Source organism: Streptomyces sp. NPDC050528 (genome assembly GCF_044457795.1).
GTDB lineage: Bacteria > Actinomycetota > Actinomycetes > Streptomycetales > Streptomycetaceae > Streptomyces.
In genome coordinates, this window is record NZ_JBITHH010000011.1 from 378,257 (window position 1) to 400,944 (window position 22,688).

21 protein-coding genes are annotated in these 22,688 nt (G+C 70.0%); 18 read left to right on the plus strand and 3 right to left on the minus strand.

Features of this window, described 5'->3' with window-relative positions; translation table 11 throughout:
- The first annotated feature begins 90 nt into the window (after window positions 1–90).
- The 3 genes from ACIBK4_RS35170 to thrS all read left to right on the plus strand — a co-directional run bounded on the left by ACIBK4_RS35170 (window position 91) and on the right by thrS (window position 3,973).
- Complete coding sequence (locus tag ACIBK4_RS35170) at window positions 91–657, plus strand: DUF4365 domain-containing protein (RefSeq protein WP_200689140.1); 567 nt, start codon at window positions 91–93, stop codon at window positions 655–657.
- Window positions 654–1,883, plus strand: coding sequence for a hypothetical protein (locus tag ACIBK4_RS35175; protein WP_399001394.1), 1,230 nt, complete (start codon window positions 654–656; stop codon window positions 1,881–1,883). Before ACIBK4_RS35170 ends, ACIBK4_RS35175 begins: the two co-directional genes overlap by 4 nt.
- A 113-nt stretch (window positions 1,884–1,996) precedes the next feature.
- On the plus strand, window positions 1,997–3,973 hold the full coding sequence (gene thrS / locus ACIBK4_RS35180; protein WP_399001396.1) for a threonine--tRNA ligase: 1,977 nt from the start codon (window positions 1,997–1,999) through the stop codon (window positions 3,971–3,973).
- Between the two features lie 31 nt (window positions 3,974–4,004).
- On the opposite strand, the gene ACIBK4_RS35185 is transcribed toward thrS, so the two are convergent.
- Entirely contained in the window at window positions 4,005–4,661 is a 657-nt protein-coding gene (locus ACIBK4_RS35185; RefSeq protein WP_399001398.1) for a potassium channel family protein, read from the minus strand.
- 79 nt (window positions 4,662–4,740) lie between these two features.
- Between ACIBK4_RS35185 and ACIBK4_RS35190 the strand changes: the two genes are divergently transcribed.
- Window positions 4,741–5,307: an HIT family protein gene (locus ACIBK4_RS35190; protein WP_399001400.1), complete on the plus strand. Its 567-nt coding sequence runs from the start codon at window positions 4,741–4,743 to the stop codon at window positions 5,305–5,307.
- Window positions 5,308–5,407: 100 nt separating this feature from the next.
- Here ACIBK4_RS35190 and ACIBK4_RS35195 read toward each other — a convergent pair whose 3' ends face one another.
- Window positions 5,408–7,075 (minus strand): hypothetical protein, encoded by a 1,668-nt coding sequence (locus ACIBK4_RS35195; RefSeq protein ID WP_399001402.1) that lies wholly within the window; start codon window positions 7,073–7,075, stop codon window positions 5,408–5,410.
- Between the two features lie 208 nt (window positions 7,076–7,283).
- Window positions 7,284–9,479, minus strand: a complete 2,196-nt coding sequence (locus ACIBK4_RS35200; protein ID WP_399001404.1) for an elongation factor G-like protein EF-G2 — start codon at window positions 9,477–9,479, stop codon at window positions 7,284–7,286.
- Between the two features lie 291 nt (window positions 9,480–9,770).
- On the opposite strand from ACIBK4_RS35200, the gene pgsA reads away from it, so the two are divergent.
- The 14 genes from pgsA (at window position 9,771) to ACIBK4_RS35270 (ending at window position 22,444) form a co-directional block, all read left to right on the plus strand.
- Window positions 9,771–10,460 (plus strand): phosphatidylinositol phosphate synthase, encoded by a 690-nt coding sequence (gene pgsA, locus ACIBK4_RS35205; protein WP_399001406.1) that lies wholly within the window; start codon window positions 9,771–9,773, stop codon window positions 10,458–10,460.
- Window positions 10,457–11,368: a phosphatidylinositol mannoside acyltransferase gene (locus ACIBK4_RS35210; RefSeq protein WP_399001408.1), complete on the plus strand. Its 912-nt coding sequence runs from the start codon at window positions 10,457–10,459 to the stop codon at window positions 11,366–11,368. Before pgsA ends, ACIBK4_RS35210 begins: the two co-directional genes overlap by 4 nt.
- Entirely contained in the window at window positions 11,365–12,525 is a 1,161-nt protein-coding gene (locus ACIBK4_RS35215) for a glycosyltransferase family 4 protein (RefSeq protein ID WP_399001410.1), read from the plus strand. Before ACIBK4_RS35210 ends, ACIBK4_RS35215 begins: the two co-directional genes overlap by 4 nt.
- A 186-nt stretch (window positions 12,526–12,711) precedes the next feature.
- Complete coding sequence (locus ACIBK4_RS35220) at window positions 12,712–13,254, plus strand: hypothetical protein (RefSeq protein WP_366434270.1); 543 nt, start codon at window positions 12,712–12,714, stop codon at window positions 13,252–13,254.
- A gap of 192 nt (window positions 13,255–13,446) precedes the next feature.
- The gene (gene pdxS / locus ACIBK4_RS35225; protein WP_200686525.1) at window positions 13,447–14,358 is read left to right on the plus strand and encodes a pyridoxal 5'-phosphate synthase lyase subunit PdxS; all 912 of its coding nucleotides are present in this window, start codon (window positions 13,447–13,449) and stop codon (window positions 14,356–14,358) included.
- Entirely contained in the window at window positions 14,358–14,960 is a 603-nt protein-coding gene (pdxT, locus tag ACIBK4_RS35230; RefSeq protein WP_318015194.1) for a pyridoxal 5'-phosphate synthase glutaminase subunit PdxT, read from the plus strand. The genes pdxS and pdxT overlap by 1 nt, the downstream gene beginning before the upstream one ends.
- 51 nt (window positions 14,961–15,011) lie before the next feature.
- On the plus strand, window positions 15,012–15,764 hold the full coding sequence (locus ACIBK4_RS35235; protein WP_352180401.1) for a YebC/PmpR family DNA-binding transcriptional regulator: 753 nt from the start codon (window positions 15,012–15,014) through the stop codon (window positions 15,762–15,764).
- Window positions 15,765–15,890: 126 nt separating this feature from the next.
- A complete protein-coding gene (ruvC, locus tag ACIBK4_RS35240) occupies window positions 15,891–16,502 on the plus strand; it encodes a crossover junction endodeoxyribonuclease RuvC (RefSeq protein ID WP_399001414.1) in 612 nt (203 codons plus the stop codon).
- The gene (gene ruvA, locus ACIBK4_RS35245) at window positions 16,499–17,107 is read left to right on the plus strand and encodes a Holliday junction branch migration protein RuvA (RefSeq protein WP_399001416.1); all 609 of its coding nucleotides are present in this window, start codon (window positions 16,499–16,501) and stop codon (window positions 17,105–17,107) included. The genes ruvC and ruvA overlap by 4 nt, the downstream gene beginning before the upstream one ends.
- Window positions 17,108–17,118: 11 nt before the next feature.
- Window positions 17,119–18,189, plus strand: coding sequence for a Holliday junction branch migration DNA helicase RuvB (ruvB, locus tag ACIBK4_RS35250; RefSeq protein WP_399001418.1), 1,071 nt, complete (start codon window positions 17,119–17,121; stop codon window positions 18,187–18,189).
- Between the two features lie 165 nt (window positions 18,190–18,354).
- Entirely contained in the window at window positions 18,355–18,861 is a 507-nt protein-coding gene (gene yajC, locus ACIBK4_RS35255; protein ID WP_399001420.1) for a preprotein translocase subunit YajC, read from the plus strand.
- Window positions 18,862–19,003: 142 nt separating this feature from the next.
- Window positions 19,004–20,782 carry a protein translocase subunit SecD gene (gene secD / locus ACIBK4_RS35260; RefSeq protein ID WP_399001422.1) on the plus strand — a complete coding sequence of 593 codons (1,779 nt, stop codon included), beginning with the start codon at window positions 19,004–19,006 and terminating at the stop codon, window positions 20,780–20,782.
- A 1-nt stretch (window position 20,783) separates the two neighbouring features.
- On the plus strand, window positions 20,784–21,908 hold the full coding sequence (gene secF / locus ACIBK4_RS35265; RefSeq protein ID WP_399001424.1) for a protein translocase subunit SecF: 1,125 nt from the start codon (window positions 20,784–20,786) through the stop codon (window positions 21,906–21,908).
- Window positions 21,905–22,444, plus strand: a complete 540-nt coding sequence (locus tag ACIBK4_RS35270; RefSeq protein ID WP_399001426.1) for an adenine phosphoribosyltransferase — start codon at window positions 21,905–21,907, stop codon at window positions 22,442–22,444. Before secF ends, ACIBK4_RS35270 begins: the two co-directional genes overlap by 4 nt.
- Window positions 22,445–22,688 lie beyond the last annotated feature (244 nt).

Genomic DNA, 22,688 nt, shown 5'->3' on the forward strand with positions numbered 1-22,688 from the left:
GACACAACAGGAGTGCGGGTCTTTGCAGTTCAGCGACCCGGAGCAGGCATTCTGCACCACAATTCACCTGAACTTGGAAGGCTGTTGGCCATGGTGATAGCGCAGCCCGAGCGGGGCGGGCTGCTGCCCGAACGGACGGCACCCCATCGCGGATCGCTCGCCACCACCGCCTGCATGGAGACTTTGCAGGTGGGCTATCTGCACGCCGTCGCCGCCGCGGCCGGCTGCTCGCTGTCCCAGCCCTTTCCGGACAACGGCATCGACTGGCACGTCAGTCACGGCTCGCCCGGGCACACGGTGGACGACGAGGTCACGATAAAAGTGCAGCTCAAGTGCACTTACCAGATTCCGCCGAATCCGCCGGGACGTTCCTTCTCCTTCACGCTCGACAACGACCATCTGCGCAAGCTCGCCCGCACACCGGTCTCGGTGCACAAGATCCTCGTCGTGATGCTCGTCCCGCGTTCCCAGGACGACTGGCTGCGCGCCAGCCACGACCGGCTCGATCTGCGGCACTGCTGCTACTGGGTCAACCTCGCCGGTCACGCGATCACCGGCAGGACCCGGACCACCGTGCGCATACCGACCTCGCGCATCTTCGACGACCGGGCGCTGTGCGAGATCATGACGCGGGTCGGGACGGGAGGCAGGCCATGAGGCACCGCTCGGTCGAGGAACACCTGCGGACGGTACGACCCCATCCCGAGGACCAGGCCGACGCGTCCTGGGACCGCGCTCCCCAACCCGACGAGGTCGACCCCGCCGTCCTCGGCGCCCTGCTGCGCCGGCACGGCTGGCAACGGCGCGGCGGCGCCGCCGGACGGTACGGCCGCTGGACCCCACCCGGGCCCGGCGGCTCGGGGACCAGCCTGCTGGTCCCCGAGAGCCGGGCCTTCCCCGACAGCGACGACCTCCTCGGCGAGGCGCTCATCGCGCTCGCCCGCAGCAACACCCCCTCCGCCCGCGAGGTCCTTGTCGGCCTCGCCGTACCGAGCGACGAGATCCGCTGGTGGCGCGACATCCCGACCGGACCGGCGGGCGCCGCGTCCTGGACGGTCGAGGAGCAACTCCGCGCCGCCGCCCGCCAGATGCTGCTCGCCGCCGCACTCGCCACCCGCGCGCGTGCCGGTTACTACGGCGCCCGCCACCGCCGCCCCGCCGCAGCATCGCTGGAACACGTCCTCGTCGGCTCCGCACCCGGCGGCCGCCAACTCACCGCGTTCGTCCCGGTCGACACCGGGCGCGCCCTCGCCGTACGCCTCCACCAAGCCCTGTACGCAACCCGCGAGGCCATCGACTACGAGCGGGCCACCGGCGGCATGGACGCCTTCGACGGGGCCGTCGAGGCGGGCGTCAGCCGGGAGTTGACCGAAGCCGTCGTCGCCCTCGTACGCGGTACGGAGGGGGCCCGGATCGCCGTCGAATGGGCGCCCGGCGCTGGCGTCCCCGAGGGCTGTTCGGCGCCCGCCGAGGCCGTCGAGTTCTCGCCCGGCGATCTGCCCGTGCTGCGCGCGGCCGGGGCCCGTTACCTGCGCGAGGAACCCTCCATGCCCGTCCGCATCACCGGCTCGGTGGTGCGGATGCGCCGGTCCGGGCCGCGCGGCGAGGGCACGGTACGGATGCAGGTGATCGCCGGCGCGGAGGTCGGGCACGTCCGGATGACCTTGGACGAGGAGTCGTATCGCATAGCCGGGCACGCGCATCTGGTCGGGCTGCCGGTGCGGGTGCACGGTCGGCTGGAGAGCCGGGGCGGCTTCCGGCGGCTGACCGGCGCCTCCGGGGTCGTACCCGTGCAGGTGGACGAGGCGGAGCGCGACCGGCTGCTGAAGTCCCTCCAGGAGAACCTCGACTTCTTCGAGGAGGCGTGCAGCGGGGAGGACTGAGCCAGGGGAGTGGGGGCGACCGTTTCGCGGTGGGCCCCTTAGGGTCGGTACGATCCCCTATTGCGCGCGCTCACGGTATGGCGCCGCATCCACCCTGCAGTCAGGAGAGACCGGTGTCAGACGTCCGTGTGATCATCCAACGCGATTCCGAGCGGGAAGAGCGCACGGTGACGACGGGCACGACGGCCGCCGAGCTCTTCGCCGGCGAGCGCTCGATCATCGCCGCGCGCGTGGCCGGAGAGCTCAAGGACCTCGCGTACGTCGTCTCCGAGGGGGACGAGGTCGAGGGCGTCGAGATCTCCTCCGCCGACGGCCTCAACATCCTGCGCCACTCCACCGCGCACGTCATGGCACAGGCCGTGCAGGAGCTGTTCCCCGAGGCGAAGCTCGGCATCGGGCCGCCGGTCAAGGACGGCTTCTACTACGACTTCGACGTCGAGCGGCCGTTCACGCCCGAGGATCTCAAGGCCATCGAGAAGAAGATGCAGGAGATCCAGAAGCGCGGGCAGAGGTTCTCCCGCCGCGTCGTGTCCGACGAGGACGCCCGCGAGGAGCTGGCGAACGAGCCGTACAAGCTCGAACTCATCGGCATCAAGGGCTCCGCCTCGACCGACGACGGCGCGGACGTCGAGGTCGGCGGCGGCGAGCTGACGATCTACGACAACCTCGACGCCAAGACCGGGGACCTGTGCTGGAAGGACCTCTGCCGAGGCCCGCACCTGCCCACCACGCGCAACATCCCGGCGTTCAAGCTGATGCGCAACGCGGCCGCCTACTGGCGCGGCAGCGAGAAGAACCCCATGCTCCAGCGCATCTACGGCACCGCGTGGCCCTCCAAGGAGGAGCTGAAGGCGCACCTCGACTTCCTGGTCGAGGCCGAGAAGCGCGACCACCGCAAGCTGGGCAGCGAGCTGGACCTGTTCTCCATCCCGGAGCAGATCGGCTCGGGCCTCGCCGTCTTCCACCCCAAGGGCGGCGTCGTCCGCCGTGTGATGGAGGACTACTCGCGCCGCCGTCACGAGGAGGAGGGCTACGAGTTCGTCTACACCCCGCACGCGACGAAGGGGAAGCTCTTCGAGACGTCCGGGCACCTGGACTGGTACGCCGACGGCATGTACCCGCCCATGCAGCTCGACGAGGGCGTGGACTACTACCTCAAGCCCATGAACTGCCCGATGCACAACCTGATCTTCGACGCACGCGGCCGCTCGTACCGTGAACTGCCGCTGCGCCTCTTCGAGTTCGGGACCGTGTACCGGTACGAGAAGTCCGGCGTCGTGCACGGTCTGACCCGCGCGCGCGGCTTCACGCAGGACGACGCGCACATCTACTGCACGCGCGAGCAGATGGCCGACGAGCTCGACAAGACGCTCACCTTCGTCCTCAACCTGCTGCGGGACTACGGCCTGACGGACTTCTACCTGGAGCTGTCGACCAAGGACCCGGAGAAGTTCGTCGGCTCGGACGAGGTCTGGGAAGAGGCCACGGAGACGCTGCGCCAGGTCGCCGAGAAGCAGGGGCTGCCGCTCGTTCCCGACCCGGGTGGCGCCGCGTTCTACGGCCCGAAGATCTCCGTCCAGACGAAGGACGCGATCGGCCGGACCTGGCAGATGTCCACGGTCCAGCTGGACTTCAACCTGCCGGAGCGCTTCGACCTGGAGTACACCGGTCCTGACGGGTCCAAGCAGCGGCCGGTCATGATCCACCGGGCGCTGTTCGGTTCCATCGAGCGGTTCTTCGCGGTGCTGCTCGAGCACTACGCGGGTGCGTTCCCGGCGTGGCTGGCGCCGGTGCAGGCGGTCGGGATTCCGATCGGCGACGGGCACGTCGAGTACCTGGAGAAGTTCGCCGTGGCGGCGAAGAAGAAGGGGCTGCGCGTCGAGGTCGACTCGTCCTCCGACCGGATGCAGAAGAAGATCCGCAACGCGCAGAAGCAGAAGGTCCCCTTCATGGTCATCGTCGGCGACGAGGACATGAACGGCGGTACGGTGTCCTTCCGTTACCGCGACGGCTCGCAGGAGAACGGCATCGCGTTCGACGACGCGATCGCGAAGATCGAGCAGGTCGTGGCGGACAGGGCGCAGGTCTGAGTCCGTAGTTTTTGAGAGGCCCTCGGGGAGTTCAGACCCCCGGGGGCCTCTCGTCGTCCTCCCTCGCGAAGACCTGGAGCAGCCAGGAGGCGAAGGTTCCGGTGACCGCGCCCAGGAGGGCCAGGCCGATGGCCATCATTCCTACGGCGATCAGGCGGCCCAGCGGAGTGATCGGCGCGACGTCGCCGTAGCCGACGGTCGCGAAGGTGGCGCAGGTCCACCAGACGGCGTCGCCGAAGGTCTTTATCGTCGCCCCGGGTGCCGTGTGTTCCTCCTGGTAGACCGAGAGGGCGCCCGCGAAGCCGAGCAGGACGGTGGACAGGCCGGCGTAGACGATCACGCGCGCGTGCAGCGCGAGCCGGGGCTCTCCGCGCCGCCGTAGTACGGCCTCGTAGAACTTGACGACCCGCAGCGGGCGCAGCAGGGGCAGGAGCAGTACGAGGGTGTCCAGCCAGTGGGTGCGGACGAAGCGCAGGCGCTGGCCGCTGAGGCGCCAGCGGACCGCGTAGTCGACGGCGAAGAGCGCCCACGCGGCGAACAGCACGGCGAGGCAGAGGTCCTGCCAGTCGCCGGACAGACCGTGGGCCAGGATGCGGACCGCGTACGCGGCGAGGTACACCATCGACGCCACGGCGAGCGGAATTTCGGTGCGGCGCTCCCAGCGGGCCTTGCGGCTGTCGTCGTCCATCGGTCCAGCTTGGCGGCGGGTGCCCTTCGCGCAACCCCGGCGACACGCCGCGAACGAGCGAAGCCATATGCTGACTTGCATGACGAGTGAGCCGGAGCAGCAGATCGGAGTGGGCACGCCGGACGCGTTCCAACGCCTCTGGACGCCCCACCGGATGGCCTACATCCAGGGCGAGAACAAGCCGACCGGCCCCGGTGCCGACGACGGTTGCCCCTTCTGCTCGATTCCGGCGAAATCGGACGAGGACGGGCTGATCGTCAGGCGCGGTGAGCTGGTGTACGGGGTGCTCAATCTGTACCCGTACAACGGCGGCCATCTGATGGTCGTGCCCTACCGTCACGTCGCGGACTACACCGACCTGACGGACGCGGAGACCGTGGAGCTGGCGGCGCTCACCAAGCAGGCGATGACGGCCCTGCGCACCGCGTCCGGCGCCCACGGGTTCAACATCGGCATGAACCAGGGGAGCGTGGCGGGCGCGGGCATCGCCGCCCACCTCCACCAGCACATCGTCCCGCGCTGGGGCGGCGACACGAACTTCATGCCGGTGGTCGGCCACACGAAGGTACTGCCCCAACTCCTCGCGGACACACGGAAGATGCTCGCGGACGCGTGGCCGGCATCACCCAGCCCGTCCGGCGTTTGAGGACGAGGCCGTCCAGGCCGAAGCGGGGGTCTGGGGGCGGCAGCCCCCAGTTACCGCACCCCCCACTCACCCACACGTGACCCGCTCAACCGCCGGAGGCCTACGCGTCGTAGACGTCGGCCTTCCTCGGTGACACCTCCTGCACGCCCCCGCTGAGGACCGACGAGCGGTTGCTGAACTTGTCCGTGTTGACCCCGTTCTCGTCGAGGACGCGGATCGCCGCGGCGTGCACCACGCGCAGGACCGGGGTCGCGGCGCGCAACGCGTCGTCCGCCATGAAGCGGTGGCGCCAGGGCTGGTCGGCCCAGGCGTGCCGCAGGCCGAACGGCTCGGGCAGGGATATGGAACCGCCGAGCCAGTTCAGCAGCGGCGGGTACCAGGTGATCGGGGCGCGGACCGCGAGGCGTACGACCTCGTCGGCGGGGACGAGCGGGAGCTTGACCTTGCGGGTCTCCCACGGCTTGAGGGTCTTCTGGACGTCCTTCGACGGGGCCTCGGGCTTGCCGGTGAACAGGGAGTTCACGGGACCCAGGGCGTGACCGGTGATCTCGATGCGCAGCGTCTTGTGGAGCACGGTGACCGTGATCATCATCGTGATGACCAACTGCCCTTCCCAGAGCGTCCATTGGACCCCCAGGTAGTGGCGGTCGCCGGCGCCGAACTGCTGCTTGTTGCAGATGTCCTGTATCGCGTGCGACTTGACCTGGTACGCGTCCACGTCCGTGCCCTCGGGCCGGGACACCGCCTTGGCGCCCTCGCCGATCGGCGTGACGACCCAGTGGCGTATGGACGCCTTGGGGAAGCCGCCGGTGTTGATCGTGTTCCGCTCCAGCATGCGCAGGTCGTCGTGGATGTTGCGGATGACGTCCCAGCTGCGGAAGGGGTGGATCTCCCGGTCGGCGTCGCGCGCGATCAGGTCCTCGGCGAGCTGCCAGCTGCCCCAGCGGGTGCCCATGCCGAGGATGCCCTTGGGGCCGGCGTAGAAGATCGAGTTGGACTGCTGCTCGGCGCTGAGCTTGGCCAGGGACTGGCGGAGCTGCTCGGCCTGGGTCTCGCCGGGGCTGGTCGGCACCGCCTCCGGGACCTTGGCGCCGACGCTGCTGCCCGACAGCAGGCTGTCCCAGCGGCCGCGCAGATCCTTCGCGGTGTTCTCGCAGACCTGCTTGGCCCACAGCCAGCCGACCACGGGGAGGACGACGCACGCGCGTGCGTACCAGGACCAGAAGCCGTGGAAGGGCATCTTGATCAGGAAGATCACGGCGACCGCGCCGACGGCGACGAGGAGGGTGGTGGCGATCGCGCCCGCCCTCTTGTTCGCCTGGGTGCGCTTGTCGACCAGGCTGCGCAGCTGGAAGACCAGCAGCCAGACGATGAGCCCGGGCAGGAAGAGCAGGCCGCACAGCACCATGATCATGGACAGCCTGTTGTCCCGCGCGCGGCGGATGTTGTTGGCCGCCAGGGCGTGCTCGACGACCGCCTGCGGTTCGGTGCCGAACGACTGGATGAGCGGCTTGCGTCCGGGGCCGAGCATCCGGGACACCAGGGCTCCGGAGAATGCCTCACCGAGGTTGGGGCGGAAGATCGTCGCCCACTTGCGGCCCTCGTTGACGGCCGTCTGGTGCCATTCGTTGTCGGCCTTCTTGATGTCGGCCACCGGGTTGTCCCGGTAGGCCGCCGAGGCCAGCGCGAAGGTCGCCGTCTGTCCCTCGTCGCCGGTACGCGGCACCTGTGGTCCGAAGATGTCCGCGTAACCGCTGTCAACGGTCATTACCGCCCCCGATCGCCGCTGCTCCCGCTTCTGCGGCTTTCCCGACTTCCGTGCTCCGCACACCTGTTGATCAGGTCATCAGCGTATCGGCCATCACTGACATTCGTCGGCGGACAGCCGAAGCTGCCCGCCGACCCGGAACTGATCGTTCCCTTCGGGTCACTTGTGGGTAGCCGCGCGCCACAAGTGAGTCACTCTGCATCAACTGCTAGGCGTCGCCCGCCGCTTCGCGGATCCGCTCGGCGATCTGTGGAGGCATCGGCTCGTGGCGGGCGTAGGCGCGGTTGAAGCGGGCGGTGCCGTGCGAGAGGGAGCGGAGGTCGACGGCGTAGCGGCCGATCTCTATCTCGGGCACCTCGGCGCGGATCAACGTACGCCCGCCGGTCGTCTGTTCGGTGCCGAGCACGCGGCCCCGCCGTCCGGAGAGGTCGCTCATCACCGCGCCCACGTAGTCGTCGCCGACCAGCACGGTCACCTCGGCCACCGGTTCCAGGAGGTGGATCTTCGCGTCGACCGCGGCCTCCCGCAGGGCCAGCGCCCCGGCCGTCTGGAACGCGGCGTCCGAGGAGTCCACCGAGTGCGCCTTGCCGTCCAGGAGCGTGATCCGTACGTCCAGAAGGGGATGTCCGGCCGCAACTCCCCGTGCTGCCTGGGCCCTTACGCCCTTCTCCACCGACGGGATGAACTGGCGCGGCACCGCGCCGCCGATGACCTTGTCCACGAACTCGATGCCCGTGCCGCCCGGCAACGGCTCGACCTCGATCTCGCAGATCGCGAACTGCCCGTGCCCGCCGGACTGTTTGACGTGCCGGCCGCGCCCCTGCGCCTTGGCGGCGAACGTCTCCCGTAGGGAGACCTTGTGCGGGACGAGGTCGACCTGGACGCCGTAGCGGCTGCGCAGCCGTTCCAGGGCGACGTCCGCGTGGGCCTCGCCGAGGCACCACAGGACGACCTGGTGGGTGTCCTGGTTCTGTTCCAGGCGCATGGTGGGGTCCTCGGCGACGAGCCTGCTCAGGCCCTGCGAGAGCTTGTCCTCGTCCGCCTTGCTGTGCGCCTGGATGGCGAGCGGCAGCAGCGGGTCCGGCATCTCCCAGGGCTCCATCAGGAGCGGGTCGTCCTTGGCCGAGAGGGTGTCCCCGGTCTCCGCGCGGCCCAGCTTCGCCACGCACGCGAGGTCGCCCGCGATGCAGTGCGTGAGCGCCCGCTGCTGTTTGCCGAAGGGCACGGAGAGGGCGCCGACGCGTTCGTCGACGTCGTGGTCCTCGTGGCCGCGGTCGGCGAGCCCGTGCCCGGAGACGTGGACGGTCGCGTCGGGCCGTAGCGTCCCGGAGAACACACGCACCAGGGAGACGCGGCCGACGTACGGGTCGGAGGCGGTCTTCACGACCTCGGCGACCAGCGGACCGTTCGGATCGCACGACGTGAGCTCCCGCGCCCTGCCGTCGACCGTGGTGACCCCGGGCGCCGTGCGCTCCAGCGGGGTCGGGAAGCCGCCTGTGATCAGCTCCAGGAGCTCAACCGTGCCCAGACCCTGCCGGGCTCCCTCGGTGGCCGGAGCGGCCGCCAGAACGGGAAAGAAGACCCCGCGCGCCACGGCCCGCTCCAGATCGCCGATCAGCGTCTTGACGTCGATCTCCTCGCCGCCGAGATAGCGGTCCATGAGGGTCTCGTCCTCGCTCTCCGCGATGATCCCCTCGATGAGCCGGTTGCGGGCCTCCTCGATCCCGGGCAGCTGGTCGGCCCCGGGCTCGGACTCCTTGCGCTCCCCGGACGCGTAGTCGAACAGCTTCTGCGACAACAGCCCGACCAGACCGGTCACGGGCGCGTGCCCGTCCGGCCCCGGCGCGCCGTGCAGCGGCAGATACAGCGGGAGTACGGCGTCGGGGTCGTCCGCGCCGAACGCCTCCGCGCAGGTGCGGGTCATGCTCTCGAAGTCCGCGCGGGCGGACTCCAGATGCGTGATGACGATGGCGCGCGGCATGCCGACCGCCGCGCACTCCTCCCACACCATGCGGGTCGAGCCGTCCACGCCGTCGGAGGCCGAGACGACGAAGAGGGCCGCGTCCGCCGCGCGCAGACCGGCCCTCAACTCGCCGACGAAATCGGCATACCCGGGGGTGTCGAGAAGATTGACCTTGTACCCGTCCCAGTCGACGGGCACCAGGGAGAGCTGCACCGAGCGCTGCTGCCGGTGCTCGATCTCGTCGTAGTCGGAGACGGTGCCGCCGTCCTCCACGCGGCCCGCCCGGTTCACCGCCCCCGCGGTCAGCGCGAGGGCCTCCACCAGAGTCGTCTTGCCCGATCCGGAGTGGCCGACCAGCACCACATTCCGTACGGACGCGGGGTGGTCGGCCGCTGTAGCCCTGCCGGCGGCTCCGGGGTGTGCGTTCGCCTTGTCGCCCATGGCCTTGCCTCCCGTGCACGGTGAGGTCACTGTGGGCGCGGACACACGCAGCCGCGTGCGGTGGCGGCTCCGATGACGCCCGCGGTGCTTCGAGCTTTCCACTCCGGTCACGGTGCGTCCATACAGCGGACGCGATCCGGCCGCCGGCACCGACGGCATCGAGTCGTGCCGCGGCCATGCGAAACACGGGCGCACGGGTGCCCGGCCGTCGCCCACGCGCGCGCGTGGCTACGATGGGCCAGCCGGTGGCCAGCAGGGGCCGCGCGGCGAAACCGACCCTCCGGGAAGGCCATGCTGAACAAGTACGCGCGTGCATTCTTCACGCGTGTCCTCACGCCGTTCGCCGCGTTTCTGATCCGCCGGGGCGTCAGCCCCGACATGGTCACCCTCCTCGGCACCGCCGGAGTGGTCGCGGGCGCGCTGGTCTTCTACCCCATGGGCGAGTTCTTCTGGGGCACGGTCGTGATCACGCTGTTCGTGTTCTCCGACCTCGTCGACGGCAACATGGCCCGCCAGCTGGGCCGCTCCAGCCGCTGGGGCGCCTTCCTGGACTCCACGCTCGACCGGGTGGCCGACAGCGCGGTCTTCGGCGGCCTGGCCCTCTGGTACGCGGGCGGCGGCGACAACATCGCCCTGTGCGCCGTCTCGATCTTCTGCCTGGCCAGCGGCCAGGTCGTGTCGTACACCAAGGCGCGCGGCGAATCGATCGGCCTGCCGGTCGCCGTCAACGGCCTGGTCGAGCGCGCCGAGCGGCTCGTGATCTCACTCGTGGCGTGCGGTCTCGCCGGTCTGCACAAGTTCGGCGTCCCGGGCATCCAGTGGCTGCTGCCGATCGCGCTGTGGATCGTCGCCGTCGGCAGCCTGGTCACGCTGATCCAGCGCGTCGTCACGGTCCGCCGCGAGGCCGCCGAGGCCGACGCCACGGCGGCCCAGGAGGCTCAGGAGGCACCAGAGCAGCACAGCAGCGGGGCGACTCCGTGAGCAGTGCCCAGGAGCGGCTGACGGACGCGCTCTACGGCCTCGGCTGGAGCGCCGTCAAGAAGCTCCCCGAGCCGGCCGCCGTCCGGCTCGGCCGAACCGTCGCCGACCTCGCCTGGAAGCGACGCGGCAAGGGCGTACGGCGGCTGGAGAGCAACTACGCGCGCGTGGTGCCCGACGCGAGCCCCGAGCGGCTCGCCGAGCTCTCGCGCGCGGGCATGCGCTCGTACCTGCGCTACTGGATGGAGTCCTTCCGGCTCCCCGCCTGGAGCGCCGACCGGATCCGCACGGGCTTCGACCCCAAGGACGTCCACCACCTCACCGACGGCATCGCCTCCGACCGCGGTGTCATCCTCGCGCTGCCCCACATGGCCAACTGGGACCTCGCCGGCGCCTGGGTCACCACCAAGCTGGAGACCCCGTTCACCACGGTGGCCGAACGCCTCAAGCCGGAGACGCTCTACGACCGTTTCGTCACCTACCGCGAGGGCCTCGGCATGGAGGTCCTCCCGCACAGCGGCGGCACCGCCTTCGGCACGCTCGCCCGCCGCCTGCGCGACGGCGGCCTGGTCTGCCTGGTCGCCGAACGCGACCTGTCCGCCTCCGGCGTCGAGGTCAAGTTCTTCGGCGAGCCCACCCGCATGCCCGCCGGCCCGGCCCTCCTGGCCCAGCAGACCGGCGCACTCCTGCTCCCCGTGACCCTCTGGTACGACGACTCACCCGTCATGAAGGGCCGGGTCCACCCACCGGTCGAGGTGCCCGAGTCAGGTGACCGGGCCGAGAAGACGTCTGTCATCACACAGGCGCTGGCAGACGCCTTCGCCACCGGCATCGCCGACCATCCGGAGGACTGGCACATGCTGCAGCGCTTGTGGCTCGCGGATCTCGACCCCACGAAGGGGCCCTCGTGAGGATCGGCATCGTCTGCCCCTACTCCTGGGACGTGCCGGGCGGCGTCCAGTTCCACATCAGGGACCTCGCCGAGTACTTCATCCGGCTCGGCCACGAGGTCTCCGTCCTGGCCCCGGCCGACGACGACACCCCGCTGCCGCCGTACGTCGTCTCGGCCGGCCGCGCGGTCCCGGTGCCGTACAACGGCTCGGTGGCCCGCCTGAACTTCGGCTTCCTCTCCGCCGCCCGGGTCCGACGCTGGCTGCACGACGGCGAGTTCGACGTCATCCACATCCACGAACCGACCTCGCCGTCCCTGGGCCTCCTGGCGTGCTGGGCGGCACAGGGCCCGATCGTCGCCACGTTCCACACCTCGAACCCGCGCTCCCGGGCGATGATCGCCGCGTACGCGATCCTCCAGGCCGCCCTGGAGAAGATCAGCGCGCGCATCGCCGTGAGCGAGTACGCCCGCCGCACGCTCGTCGAACACCTCGGCGGCGACGCTGTCGTCATCCCGAACGGCGTCGACGTCGACTTCTTCGCCCGAGCCGAACCCAAGCCGGAGTGGCAGGGCGGCACGATCGGCTTCATAGGGCGCATCGACGAACCCCGCAAGGGCCTCCCGGTGCTCATGAAGGCCCTGCCGAAGATCCTCGCCGAACACCCGCAGGCCAGGCTCCTGGTGGCCGGCCGCGGCGACGAGGAGGAGGCCGTCGAATCGCTCCCCAAGGAACTGCGTTCACGCGTCGAGTTCCTCGGCATGATCAGCGACGACGACAAGGCCCGCTTCCTGCGCAGCATCGACCTCTACGTAGCCCCCAACACCGGCGGCGAGAGCTTCGGCATCATCCTCGTAGAGGCCATGTCGGCGGGCGCCCCCGTCCTCGCCTCCGACCTCCCCGCCTTCGCCCAGGTCCTCGACCAGGGCGGCGCCGGCGAACTGTTCCCCAACGAGGACGCGGACGCCCTGGCCGAGGCGGCCGTACGACTCCTGGGCGACCCCGAGCGCCTGGCGGAGCTGCGCCGGAGCGGGAGTTCCCATGTGCGCCGCTTCGACTGGTCGACGGTCGGCGCGGACATCCTGTCGGTGTACGAGACGGTGACGGCGGGTGCGGCGGCGGTGGCGACGGACGAACGGACGGGGTTGCGGGCGAGGTTCGGCTTGGCGCGGGACTGAGGGAGCGGCAACTTCTCGGACACGCCGGGCACCATCAGCCCGTCCGGCGTTTGAGGACGAGGCCGTCCAGGCCGAAGCGGGGGCGTGGGGGCGGCAGCCCCCACAACGCCAACACCGACACCCCCACCAACTCCCCGCACGAGACCCGGTCAACCCAAGTGGAACGGCCCCGTAGGGTTGCCGTCCGTGACCGCAACTCTGATCTGGATCCTCGTCGCCGTCGTCGCGATCGGCCTGTACCTGAGCTGGACCGCCGGACGGCTCGACCGGCTGCACGCCCGGATCGACGCGGCTCGCGCGGCACTCGACGCCCAACTGCTGCGCCGCGCCTCGGTGACCCAGGAACTGGCCACCTCCGGCGTTCTCGACCCGGCCGCCTCGATCGTCCTCTACGAGGCCGCGCACGCCGCCCGGCAGGCCGAGGAGGAGCAACGGGAGGTCGCCGAGAGCGAGTTGAGCCAAGCCCTGCGTGCCGTCTTCGCCGAGGCCCCGCAGGTCGAGGGCGTCCGCGAGGCACCCGGGGGAGAGGCGGCGGCCCGCGAACTCACCGAGGCGGTACGGCGGGTGCCCATGGCCCGGCGCTTCCACAACGACTCCGTACGCGCGGCCCGCGCCCTGCGCCGGCACCGCAAGGTCCGCTGGTTCCGGCTGGCCGGACACGCGCCCTTCCCGATGGCCTTCGAGATGGACGACGAGCCACCGGCGGCACTGGTGGACCGGGCGGCATAGAACGCAACGGCACGGCACAGCCGTAGAAAACAGCCGTGGAGAACCGCCGTAGACCATGGCCCTAGGGCACAGCCGTGAGGTACGGGGGTTCGAAAATGATCCACCGCCTCCCCATTGGCCCTTGCTGTGGCCTGCGCCTCTCGCGTTTCCTCGGTACTGCAGAAACCCTCTTTCACCGAGTGAGGTCACCCCGTGTCCAGCACCCCCAGCTCCGCCCAGACTCCCGAGACCGGCACCGCGCGCGTGAAGCGCGGTATGGCCGAGCAGCTCAAGGGCGGTGTGATCATGGACGTGGTCAACGCCGAGCAGGCGAAGATCGCCGAGGACGCCGGTGCCGTGGCCGTCATGGCCCTGGAGCGGGTCCCCGCCGACATCCGCAAGGACGGCGGCGTGGCCCGGATGTCCGACCCGACGATGATCGAGGAGATCATCGAGGCGGTCTCCATCCCGGTCATGGCCAAGTCCCGCATTGGCCACTTCGTCGAGGCCCAGGTCCTGCAGTCCCTCGGCGTCGACTACATCGACGAGTCCGAGGTCCTCACCCCGGCCGACGAGGTCAACCACTCCGACAAGTGGGCCTTCACGACCCCCTTCGTCTGCGGTGCCACCAACCTGGGCGAGGCCCTGCGCCGGATCGCCGAGGGCGCCGCGATGATCCGCTCGAAGGGCGAGGCCGGCACCGGCAACGTCGTCGAGGCGGTCCGCCACCTGCGCCAGATCAAGAACGAGATCGCCAAGCTGCGCGGCTTCGACAACAACGAGCTGTACGCCGCCGCCAAGGAGCTGCGCGCCCCGTACGAGATCGTCCGCGAGGTCGCCGAACTGGGCAAGCTCCCGGTCGTGCTGTTCTCCGCCGGTGGTGTCGCCACCCCCGCCGACGCCGCGCTGATGCGCCAGCTCGGTGCCGAGGGCGTCTTCGTCGGCTCCGGCATCTTCAAGTCCGGCGACCCGGCCAAGCGCGCCGCCGCCATCGTGAAGGCGACCACCTTCTACGACGACCCGAAGATCATCGCGGACGCGTCCCGCAACCTCGGCGAGGCCATGGTCGGCATCAACTGCGACACCCTCCCGGAGACCGAGCGTTACGCGAACCGGGGCTGGTGATGACCACTCCCGTCATCGGAGTGCTCGCCCTCCAGGGCGACGTACGGGAGCACCTGATCGCCCTGGCCGCGGCCGACGCCGTGGCCAGGCAGGTCAGGCGCCCCGAGGAACTCGCCGAGGTGGACGGTCTCGTCATCCCCGGGGGTGAGTCGACCACCATCTCCAAGCTGGCCGTCCTCTTCGGAGTGATGGATCCGCTGCGTGCACGCGTGCGTGCCGGAATGCCTGTCTACGGCACCTGCGCCGGCCTGATCATGCTCGCCGACAAGATCCTCGACCCGCGCTCGGGCCAGGAGACGATCGGCGGCATCGACATGATCGTGCGCCGCAACGCCTTCGGACGTCAGAACGAGTCCTTCGAAGCAGCTGTCGACGTCCGGGGCATTGAGGGCGATCCTGTGGAGGGCGTCTTCATCCGCGCCCCCTGGGTCGAGTCCGTCGGTGCCGAGACCGAGGTCCTCGCCGAACACGAGGGCCACATCGTCGCGGTCCGCCAGGGCAACGCGCTCGCCACGTCGTTCCACCCGGAACTGACCGGCGACCACCGCGTGCACTCCCTGTTCGTCGACATGGTGCGCGCGAACCTGGCTCCGGGGTCCTAGTAGGATCTCTGGGGTTCGTAAAGAGTTGGGTTACGCGAAGGAGACAGGCAGATGTCCGGCCACTCTAAATGGGCTACGACGAAGCACAAGAAGGCCGTGATCGACGCCAAGCGCGGCAAGCTCTTCGCGAAGATGATCAAGAACATCGAGGTCGCGGCCCGTACCGGTGGTGCCGATGTGTCCGGCAACCCGACGCTGTTCGACGCCATCCAGAAGGCCAAGAAGAGCTCGGTCCCGAACAAGAACATCGACTCCGCGGTCAAGCGCGGTGCCGGTCTCGAAGCCGGTGGCGCCGACTACGAGACGATCATGTACGAGGGTTACGGCCCGAACGGTGTCGCGGTGCTCATCGAGTGCCTCACCGACAACCGCAACCGCGCCGCCTCGGACGTGCGTGTCGCCATGACCCGCAACGGCGGGAACATGGCCGACCCCGGTTCCGTCTCGTACCTCTTCAACCGCAAGGGTGTCGTCGTCGTCCCCAAGGGCGAGCTGTCCGAGGACGACGTCCTGGGTGCCGTGCTCGACGCGGGCGCCGAGGAGGTCAACGACCTCGGTGAGTCCTTCGAGGTCATCTCCGAGGCCACCGACCTGGTCGCGGTCCGCACCGCGCTCCAGGACGCCGGCATCGACTACGACTCCGCCGACGCCAACTTCGTCCCGACCATGCAGGTCGAGCTCGACGAGGACGGCGCCCGCAAGATCTTCAAGCTGATCGACGCCCTGGAGGACAGTGACGACGTGCAGAACGTCTTCGCCAACTTCGACGTCAGCGACGAGGTCATGGAGAAGGTCGACGCGTAGCGCTGCCGCGAGCCGAAGTCGAACAAGCGGTTCAACGGGCCGACGGGACACACCCCGTCGGCCCGTCGCTTTGTCAGTGACACCCGATAGCCTGCACAAACAGGCGATCGAACGAGGGGGGTTGGAGTGCGGGTACTGGGTGTCGACCCTGGGCTCACCCGATGTGGTGTCGGTGTCGTCGAAGGCGTCGCCGGTCGGCCGCTCACCATGGTCGGCGTCGGTGTCGTACGGACCCCTGCGGACGCCGAGTTGGGGCTGCGCCTCGTCGCCATCGAGCAGGGCATCGAGGCATGGCTGGACGAACACCGGCCCGAATTCGTCGCTGTGGAGCGGGTGTTCAGCCAGCACAACGTCCGTACGGTGATGGGCACCGCGCAAGCCAGCGCCGTAGCGATGCTCTGTGCCGCGCGGCGCGGAATCCCCGTCGCCCTGCACACCCCCAGCGAGGTCAAGGCCGCCGTCACCGGAAGTGGCCGTGCCGACAAGGCCCAGGTCGGCGCGATGGTGACCCGGCTGCTACGGCTCGACGCGCCCCCGAAGCCCGCCGACGCGGCCGACGCACTCGCCCTCGCCATCTGCCACATCTGGCGCGGCCCCGCGACCCACCGCCTCCAACAGGCCGTCGCCCAGAACCGGTTGCAACAGGCGGTCGCCCAACACGCGGCCGGCACGCTGAAAACCCCGCAGGCCCAGCAAGCACCGAAGACCCCGCACGCATCGAAAGGCCGTACCGCATGATCGCCTTCGTCAGTGGCACGGTCGCCGCTCTCGCCCCCGACGCCGCGGTGGTCGAGGTCGGTGGTGTCGGCATGGCCGTCCAGTGCACGCCGAACACGCTGTCCACGCTCCGCCTCGGCAAGCCGGCCAAGCTCGCCACCTCCCTCGTCGTCCGCGAGGACTCGCTCACCCTGTACGGCTTCGTGGACGACGACGAACGCCAGATCTTCGAGCTGCTCCAGACCGCGACCGGCGTCGGACCCCGGCTCGCGCAGGCGATGCTCGCGGTGCACACCCCGGACGCGCTGCGTCGAGCGGTGGCCGCCGGGGACGAGAAGGCGCTGATGGCCGTGCCCGGCATCGGCAAGAAGGGCGCCCAGAAACTGCTGCTGGAGTTCAAGGACCGGCTCGGCGCACCGGTGGGGTCGGCCCCGGCGATCGGCGCCCCCGTCACCAGCGGCTGGCGCGATCAGCTGCACGCCGCGCTCATCGGCCTCGGGTACGCCACCCGCGAGGCCGACGAGGCGGTGGCCGCCGTAGCACCGCAGGCCGAGGCCGCTCAAGGCACGCCTCAGGTGGGGCAGTTGCTGAAGGCGGCCCTGCAGACCCTGAACCGCGCCCGCTAGGAGAACCGTCAGTGAACTGGGACGACATGACCGACGAGACCGCCGCCGAGCGGCTGGTGGGCTCGGTCGCCGACCGCGAGGACCAGGCCGTCGAGGCCGCCCTGCGCCCCAAGGACCTGGGCGAGTTCATCGGCCAGGAGAAGGTCCGCGAACAGCTCGACCTGGTGCTGCGCGCCGCACGCGCGCGTGGCGCCACCGCCGACCACGTGCTGCTCTCCGGTGCCCCCGGCCTCGGCAAAACCACCCTGTCGATGATCATCGCGGCCGAGATGGAAGCCCCGATCCGCATCACCAGCGGGCCCGCCATCCAGCACGCCGGCGACCTCGCCGCGATCCTCTCCTCCCTCCAGGAGGGCGAGGTCCTCTTCCTCGACGAGATCCACCGCATGTCCCGGCCCGCCGAAGAGATGCTCTACATGGCGATGGAGGACTTCCGCGTCGACGTCATCGTCGGCAAGGGCCCCGGTGCCACCGCGATCCCGCTCGAACTCCCGCCGTTCACCCTGGTCGGCGCCACCACGCGCGCGGGACTGCTGCCGCCCCCGCTGCGCGACCGCTTCGGCTTCACCGCGCACATGGAGTTCTACGAACCCACCGAGCTGGAGCGCGTCATCCACCGCTCGGCGAACCTCCTCGACGTGGAGATCGACCCCGCCGGCGCCGCCGAGATCGCCGGCCGCTCCCGCGGCACCCCCCGTATCGCCAACCGACTGCTGCGCCGCGTCCGGGACTACGCGCAGGTCAAGGCCGACGGCTTCATCACCCAGGACATCGCCGGCGCCGCCCTCAAGGTCTACGAGGTCGACGGCCGCGGCCTCGACCGGCTCGACCGGGGTGTCCTCGAAGCCCTGCTCAAGCTGTTCGGCGGCGGACCGGTCGGCCTGTCCACGCTCGCGGTCGCCGTGGGGGAGGAGCGCGAGACCGTCGAAGAGGTCGCCGAACCCTTCCTCGTACGGGAGGGACTGCTGGCCCGTACCCCGCGCGGACGCGTCGCCACCCCCGCCGCGTGGGCGCATCTCGGCCTCACCCCGCCCCGCTCGTCAACCGGGGGAAACGGACAAGGGGACCTGTTCGGGGCGTGACGGCGGGGGCGCTGGCCGGGTCAGGAACCCCGGTGCCATGCTGAGCGTTGTTCCATCAGCGTGGACTCGCTTAGACTCCGCCGATGCCGCCTTTGTGGGCGGCGCCGACCACCCCCATCCACCAGGCCGCTCACCGCCGCGGTCGTGCGAAGGAAATTCCGTCCCGTGAATATCGTGACCCTCCTCCCGTTCATCGTGCTCATCGGGGCCATGTTCCTGATGACCCGCTCTGCCAAGCGCAAGCAGCAGGCGGCCGCGTCGATGCGTAATGACATGCAGCCCGGCACCGGCGTCCGCACGATCGGGGGCGTGTACGCGACGGTCAAGGAGGTCAACGAGGAGACGGTCCTTCTCGACGCCGGCCCCGGCGTCGAGCTCCTCTTCGCGAAGAACGCGATCGGCGCCGTCCTCACCGACGACGAGTACAACCGCATCGTCCACGGCATCGAGCACGACCTGAAGGACGACACCGACATCGTCCCGGACGACGCCTCCTCCCTCACCGAGACCGACGAGCCCGCCGCCGACTCTTCCGACGACAAGCCCATCGACCTCGGCAAGAAGGACGCGGCCGACGAGCCGGCCGACGCCACCGAGGAGCCGGCGAAGCCCGCCGAGGCGAAGACGGAAGAAGAGCCGAAGAAGTCCGACGGCGAGTCCGACGCGAAGTAGTCACGTCCCGGGAGCGCGGCGCGACCCGCTCGCGCCCCGCGCACCCCGGGTACGTGCGTCGTTCGTACGGGATCCCGACACCATGTCATGGCCGTAGCCGCGCTGACCCGGCGCGGAGCGGCCCGAGAGGGAGTACGAGAAGGTGGCAGCACCTAAGAGGGGCCGCAGCGCGAGCGCCCAGAGCAAGCCGTGGCGCTCGCTGGCCCTCATCCTGATCGCCATCGTGGCGCTCACCGGTGGCATGTTCGCATCCGGGCACAACACTCCGCGTCTCGGCATCGACCTGGCCGGCGGCACGAGCATCACCCTGCGGGCGGTGGCCCAGCCCGGCGAGGAATCGTCGATCAACAAGACCAACATGGACACCGCGGTCGACATCATGAACCGCCGTGTCAATGGTCTTGGTGTCTCGGAGGCCGAGGTCCAGACCCAGGGCTCCAGGAACATCATCGTCAACATCCCGAAGGGCACGAACTCGGAGGAGGCGCGGCAGCAGGTCGGTACGACCGCCAAGCTGTACTTCCGCCCGGTCCTGGCCACGGAGGCGTCCACGGGCGCCGCGACGACGACCCCGTCCCCGAGCGCGTCCGGCAGCGCCTCCAGCAGCCCGTCGAGCACGGCCAGCTCCAAGGCGACCGCCTCCTCGACCGGCTCCGCGACCCCGACGGCCACCGCCACCTCTCAGGGCCGTGCCGCCAGCGACGCGCTGAAGGCAGACGCCACCTCGTCCGCGAGCCCCAGCGCCACGGCCTCGGCCAGCGCCACCCCCTCGGCGAGCAGCAGCGCCGCCGCCAGCGCGGCGGCCGCCAAGCTGGAGGCCCAGTACACCGCGCTCGACTGCTCCAAGAAGTCGGTCCAGAACACCGCCGGCAAGACCGCCAAGGCCGGCGACGCGACCGTGGCCTGCGGCCAGGTCTCGGGCGTCTGGTACAAGTACGTGCTCGGCCCCGCCGCCGTGGACGGCACCGACGTCAAGAAGGCCGCGGCCGTCCTGAACACGACGACCGCCGCCGGCTGGCAGGTCACCATGGACTTCACCGGCAAGGGCGGCGACAAGTTCGCCAAGGTCACCGGTGAGCTGGCGAAGAACACCGCCCCGCAGAACGAGTTCGGCATCGTCCTCGACGGCCAGGTCGTCTCCAGCCCCTCCGTCAGCTCGTCGATCACCGGCGGCAGCGCGGAGATCTCCGGCAGCTTCACCCAGGAGGAGGCCCAGAGCCTCGCCAACATGCTGTCGTACGGCGCCCTGCCGCTGACCTTCAAGGAGGACAGCGTCACCACGGTGACCGCGGCCCTCGGCGGTGAGCAGCTGCACGCCGGTCTGATCGCGGGCGCGATCGGCCTCGCGCTGGTCGTCATCTACCTGCTGATCTTCTACCGCGGTCTGTCGGTCATCGCGATCCCCTCGCTGCTGGTCTCCGCGATCCTCACGTACGTGATCATGGCGCTGCTCGGCCCGGGCATCGGCTTCGCGCTGAACCTGCCGGCCGTCTGCGGTGCGATCGTCGCGATCGGTATCACCGCGGACTCGTTCATCGTGTTCTTCGAACGCATCCGGGACGAGATCCGCGAAGGCCGTTCGCTGCGTCCCTCCGTGGAGCGGGCCTGGCCCCGCGCGCGGCGCACCATCCTGGTCTCCGACTTCGTGTCGTTCCTCGCCGCCGCGGTGCTGTTCATCGTCACCGTCGGCAAGGTCCAGGGCTTCGCGTTCACCCTCGGTCTGACCACCGTGCTCGACGTGGTCGTCGTCTTCCTGTTCACCAAGCCGCTGATGACCATCCTCGCCCGCAGGAAGTTCTTCGCGGACGGCCACAAGTGGTCCGGCATCGACCCGAAGGCGCTGGGCGCCAAACCGCCGCTGCGCCGCACCCGCCGTCCCGCCGGTTCCGCCGCGGGCCCTGTCGACCCGAAGGAGGCGTGAGATGTCGAAGCTCGGCAACCTCGGCGCCCGGCTGCACCGTGGCGAGGTCGGCTACGACTTCGTCGGCAATCGCAAGATCTGGTACGGCATCTCGATCCTGATCACCATCACGGCCATCCTCGGCCTGACGGTGCGCGGCCTGAACATGGGCATCGAGTTCCAGGGCGGCGCCGCCTTCACCACGCCGAAGCACATGAGCGCCTCGGTGACCCAGGCCGAGAAGTACGCCGAGGACGCCTCCGGTCACGACGCGGTCGTCCAGAAGCTCGGCGACGGCAGTCTGCGCATCCAGATCGCGGGCATCGACACCGACAAGTCCGACAGCATCAAGACGAAGCTGGCGAAGGACCTCGACGTCAGCACCGAGAGCATCGCCGCCGACCTGGTCGGCCCCAGCTGGGGTGACCAGGTCGCCAACAAGGCCTGGGAGGGCCTGGCGATCTTCATGGTGCTGGTCGTGATCTACCTGGCGATCGCCTTCGAGTGGCGCATGGCCCTGGCCGCGCTCGTCGCCCTGATCCACGACATCACCATCACCATCGGCATCTACGCCCTCGTCGGCTTCGAGGTCACGCCCGGCACGGTGATCGGTCTGCTGACCATCCTCGGTTACTCGCTCTACGACACGGTCGTCGTCTTCGACAGCCTCAAGGAGCAGACCAAGGGCATCACCAAGCAGACCCGCTGGACCTACAGCGACATCGCCAACCGCTCGATCAACGGCACGCTGGTCCGCTCCATCAACACCACGGTGGTCGCGCTGCTGCCGGTCGCGGCCCTGCTGTTCATCGGTGGCGGGTTCCTCGGCGCGGGTGTCCTCAACGACATCTCGCTGTCGCTGTTCGTCGGTCTCGCGGCCGGTGCGTACTCCTCGATCTTCATCGCCACGCCGCTCGTCGCCGACCTCAAGGAGGCCGAGCCGCAGATGAAGGCGCTCAAGAAGCGCGTCCTCGCCAAGCGGGCCCAGGCCGCCGCGCAGGGTGAGCCGGTCGAGCCCGAGGTCACCGCCCAGACGGACGACGACTACGACGACGAGCCCGAGGACGCGGCAGCCGTCGTGGGCCCGCGCACCCAGCCGGCGTCCCGCAACCGCGGCCGCGGGCGTCCCTCGGGGAAGCGCCGATGACCGACGTCCAGGAGCTGCTGCTCAGCCGTATCCGCGATGTGGCCGACTACCCGGAGCCGGGTGTGGTGTTCAAGGACATCACCCCGCTCCTGGCGGACCCGGCCGCGTTCACGGCGCTCACGGACGCCCTCGCCGAGGTCGTCGTGCGCACCGGTGCGACGAAGGTCGTGGGCCTGGAGGCCCGCGGGTTCATCCTCGGCGCCCCGGTGGCCGTCCGCGCGGGCGTCGGCTTCATCCCCGTGCGCAAGGCGGGCAAGCTCCCCGGAGCGACCCTCAGCCAGGCGTACGACCTGGAGTACGGCTCCGCCGAGATCGAGGTGCACGCCGAGGACCTGAGCGCCGGTGACCGCGTCCTGGTCGTCGACGACGTCCTGGCCACCGGCGGCACCGCCGAGGCCTCCGTCCAGCTGATCCGCAGGGCGGGCGCCCAGGTCGCCGGCCTCGCGGTCCTCATGGAACTGGGCTTCCTCGCGGGCCGCGCCCGCCTGGAACCGTCCCTGGAAGGCGCCCCGCTGGAAGCACTGCTGGTGGTCTGACACCGCCAGCACGCACGCGCCCTGCGACGCTTCGAGAACGGCCGCCCCGGCACCACCGGGGCGGCCGTTTCCGTGCCCCGGGGCGCGCGGGGCTGTATCCAAATGCTGCTCCACCGCGAGGTCGCACGAGCCGCGATTGCCCGGCGGCCGGCCGGGCACCCCGGTCTCTTGCCCGGTCGAGCTGCGATGGTGTCGTGCTTGGTTAGGTGTCTTCGGTCGGCCGTTGTCCGCTGGGACGAGTCGT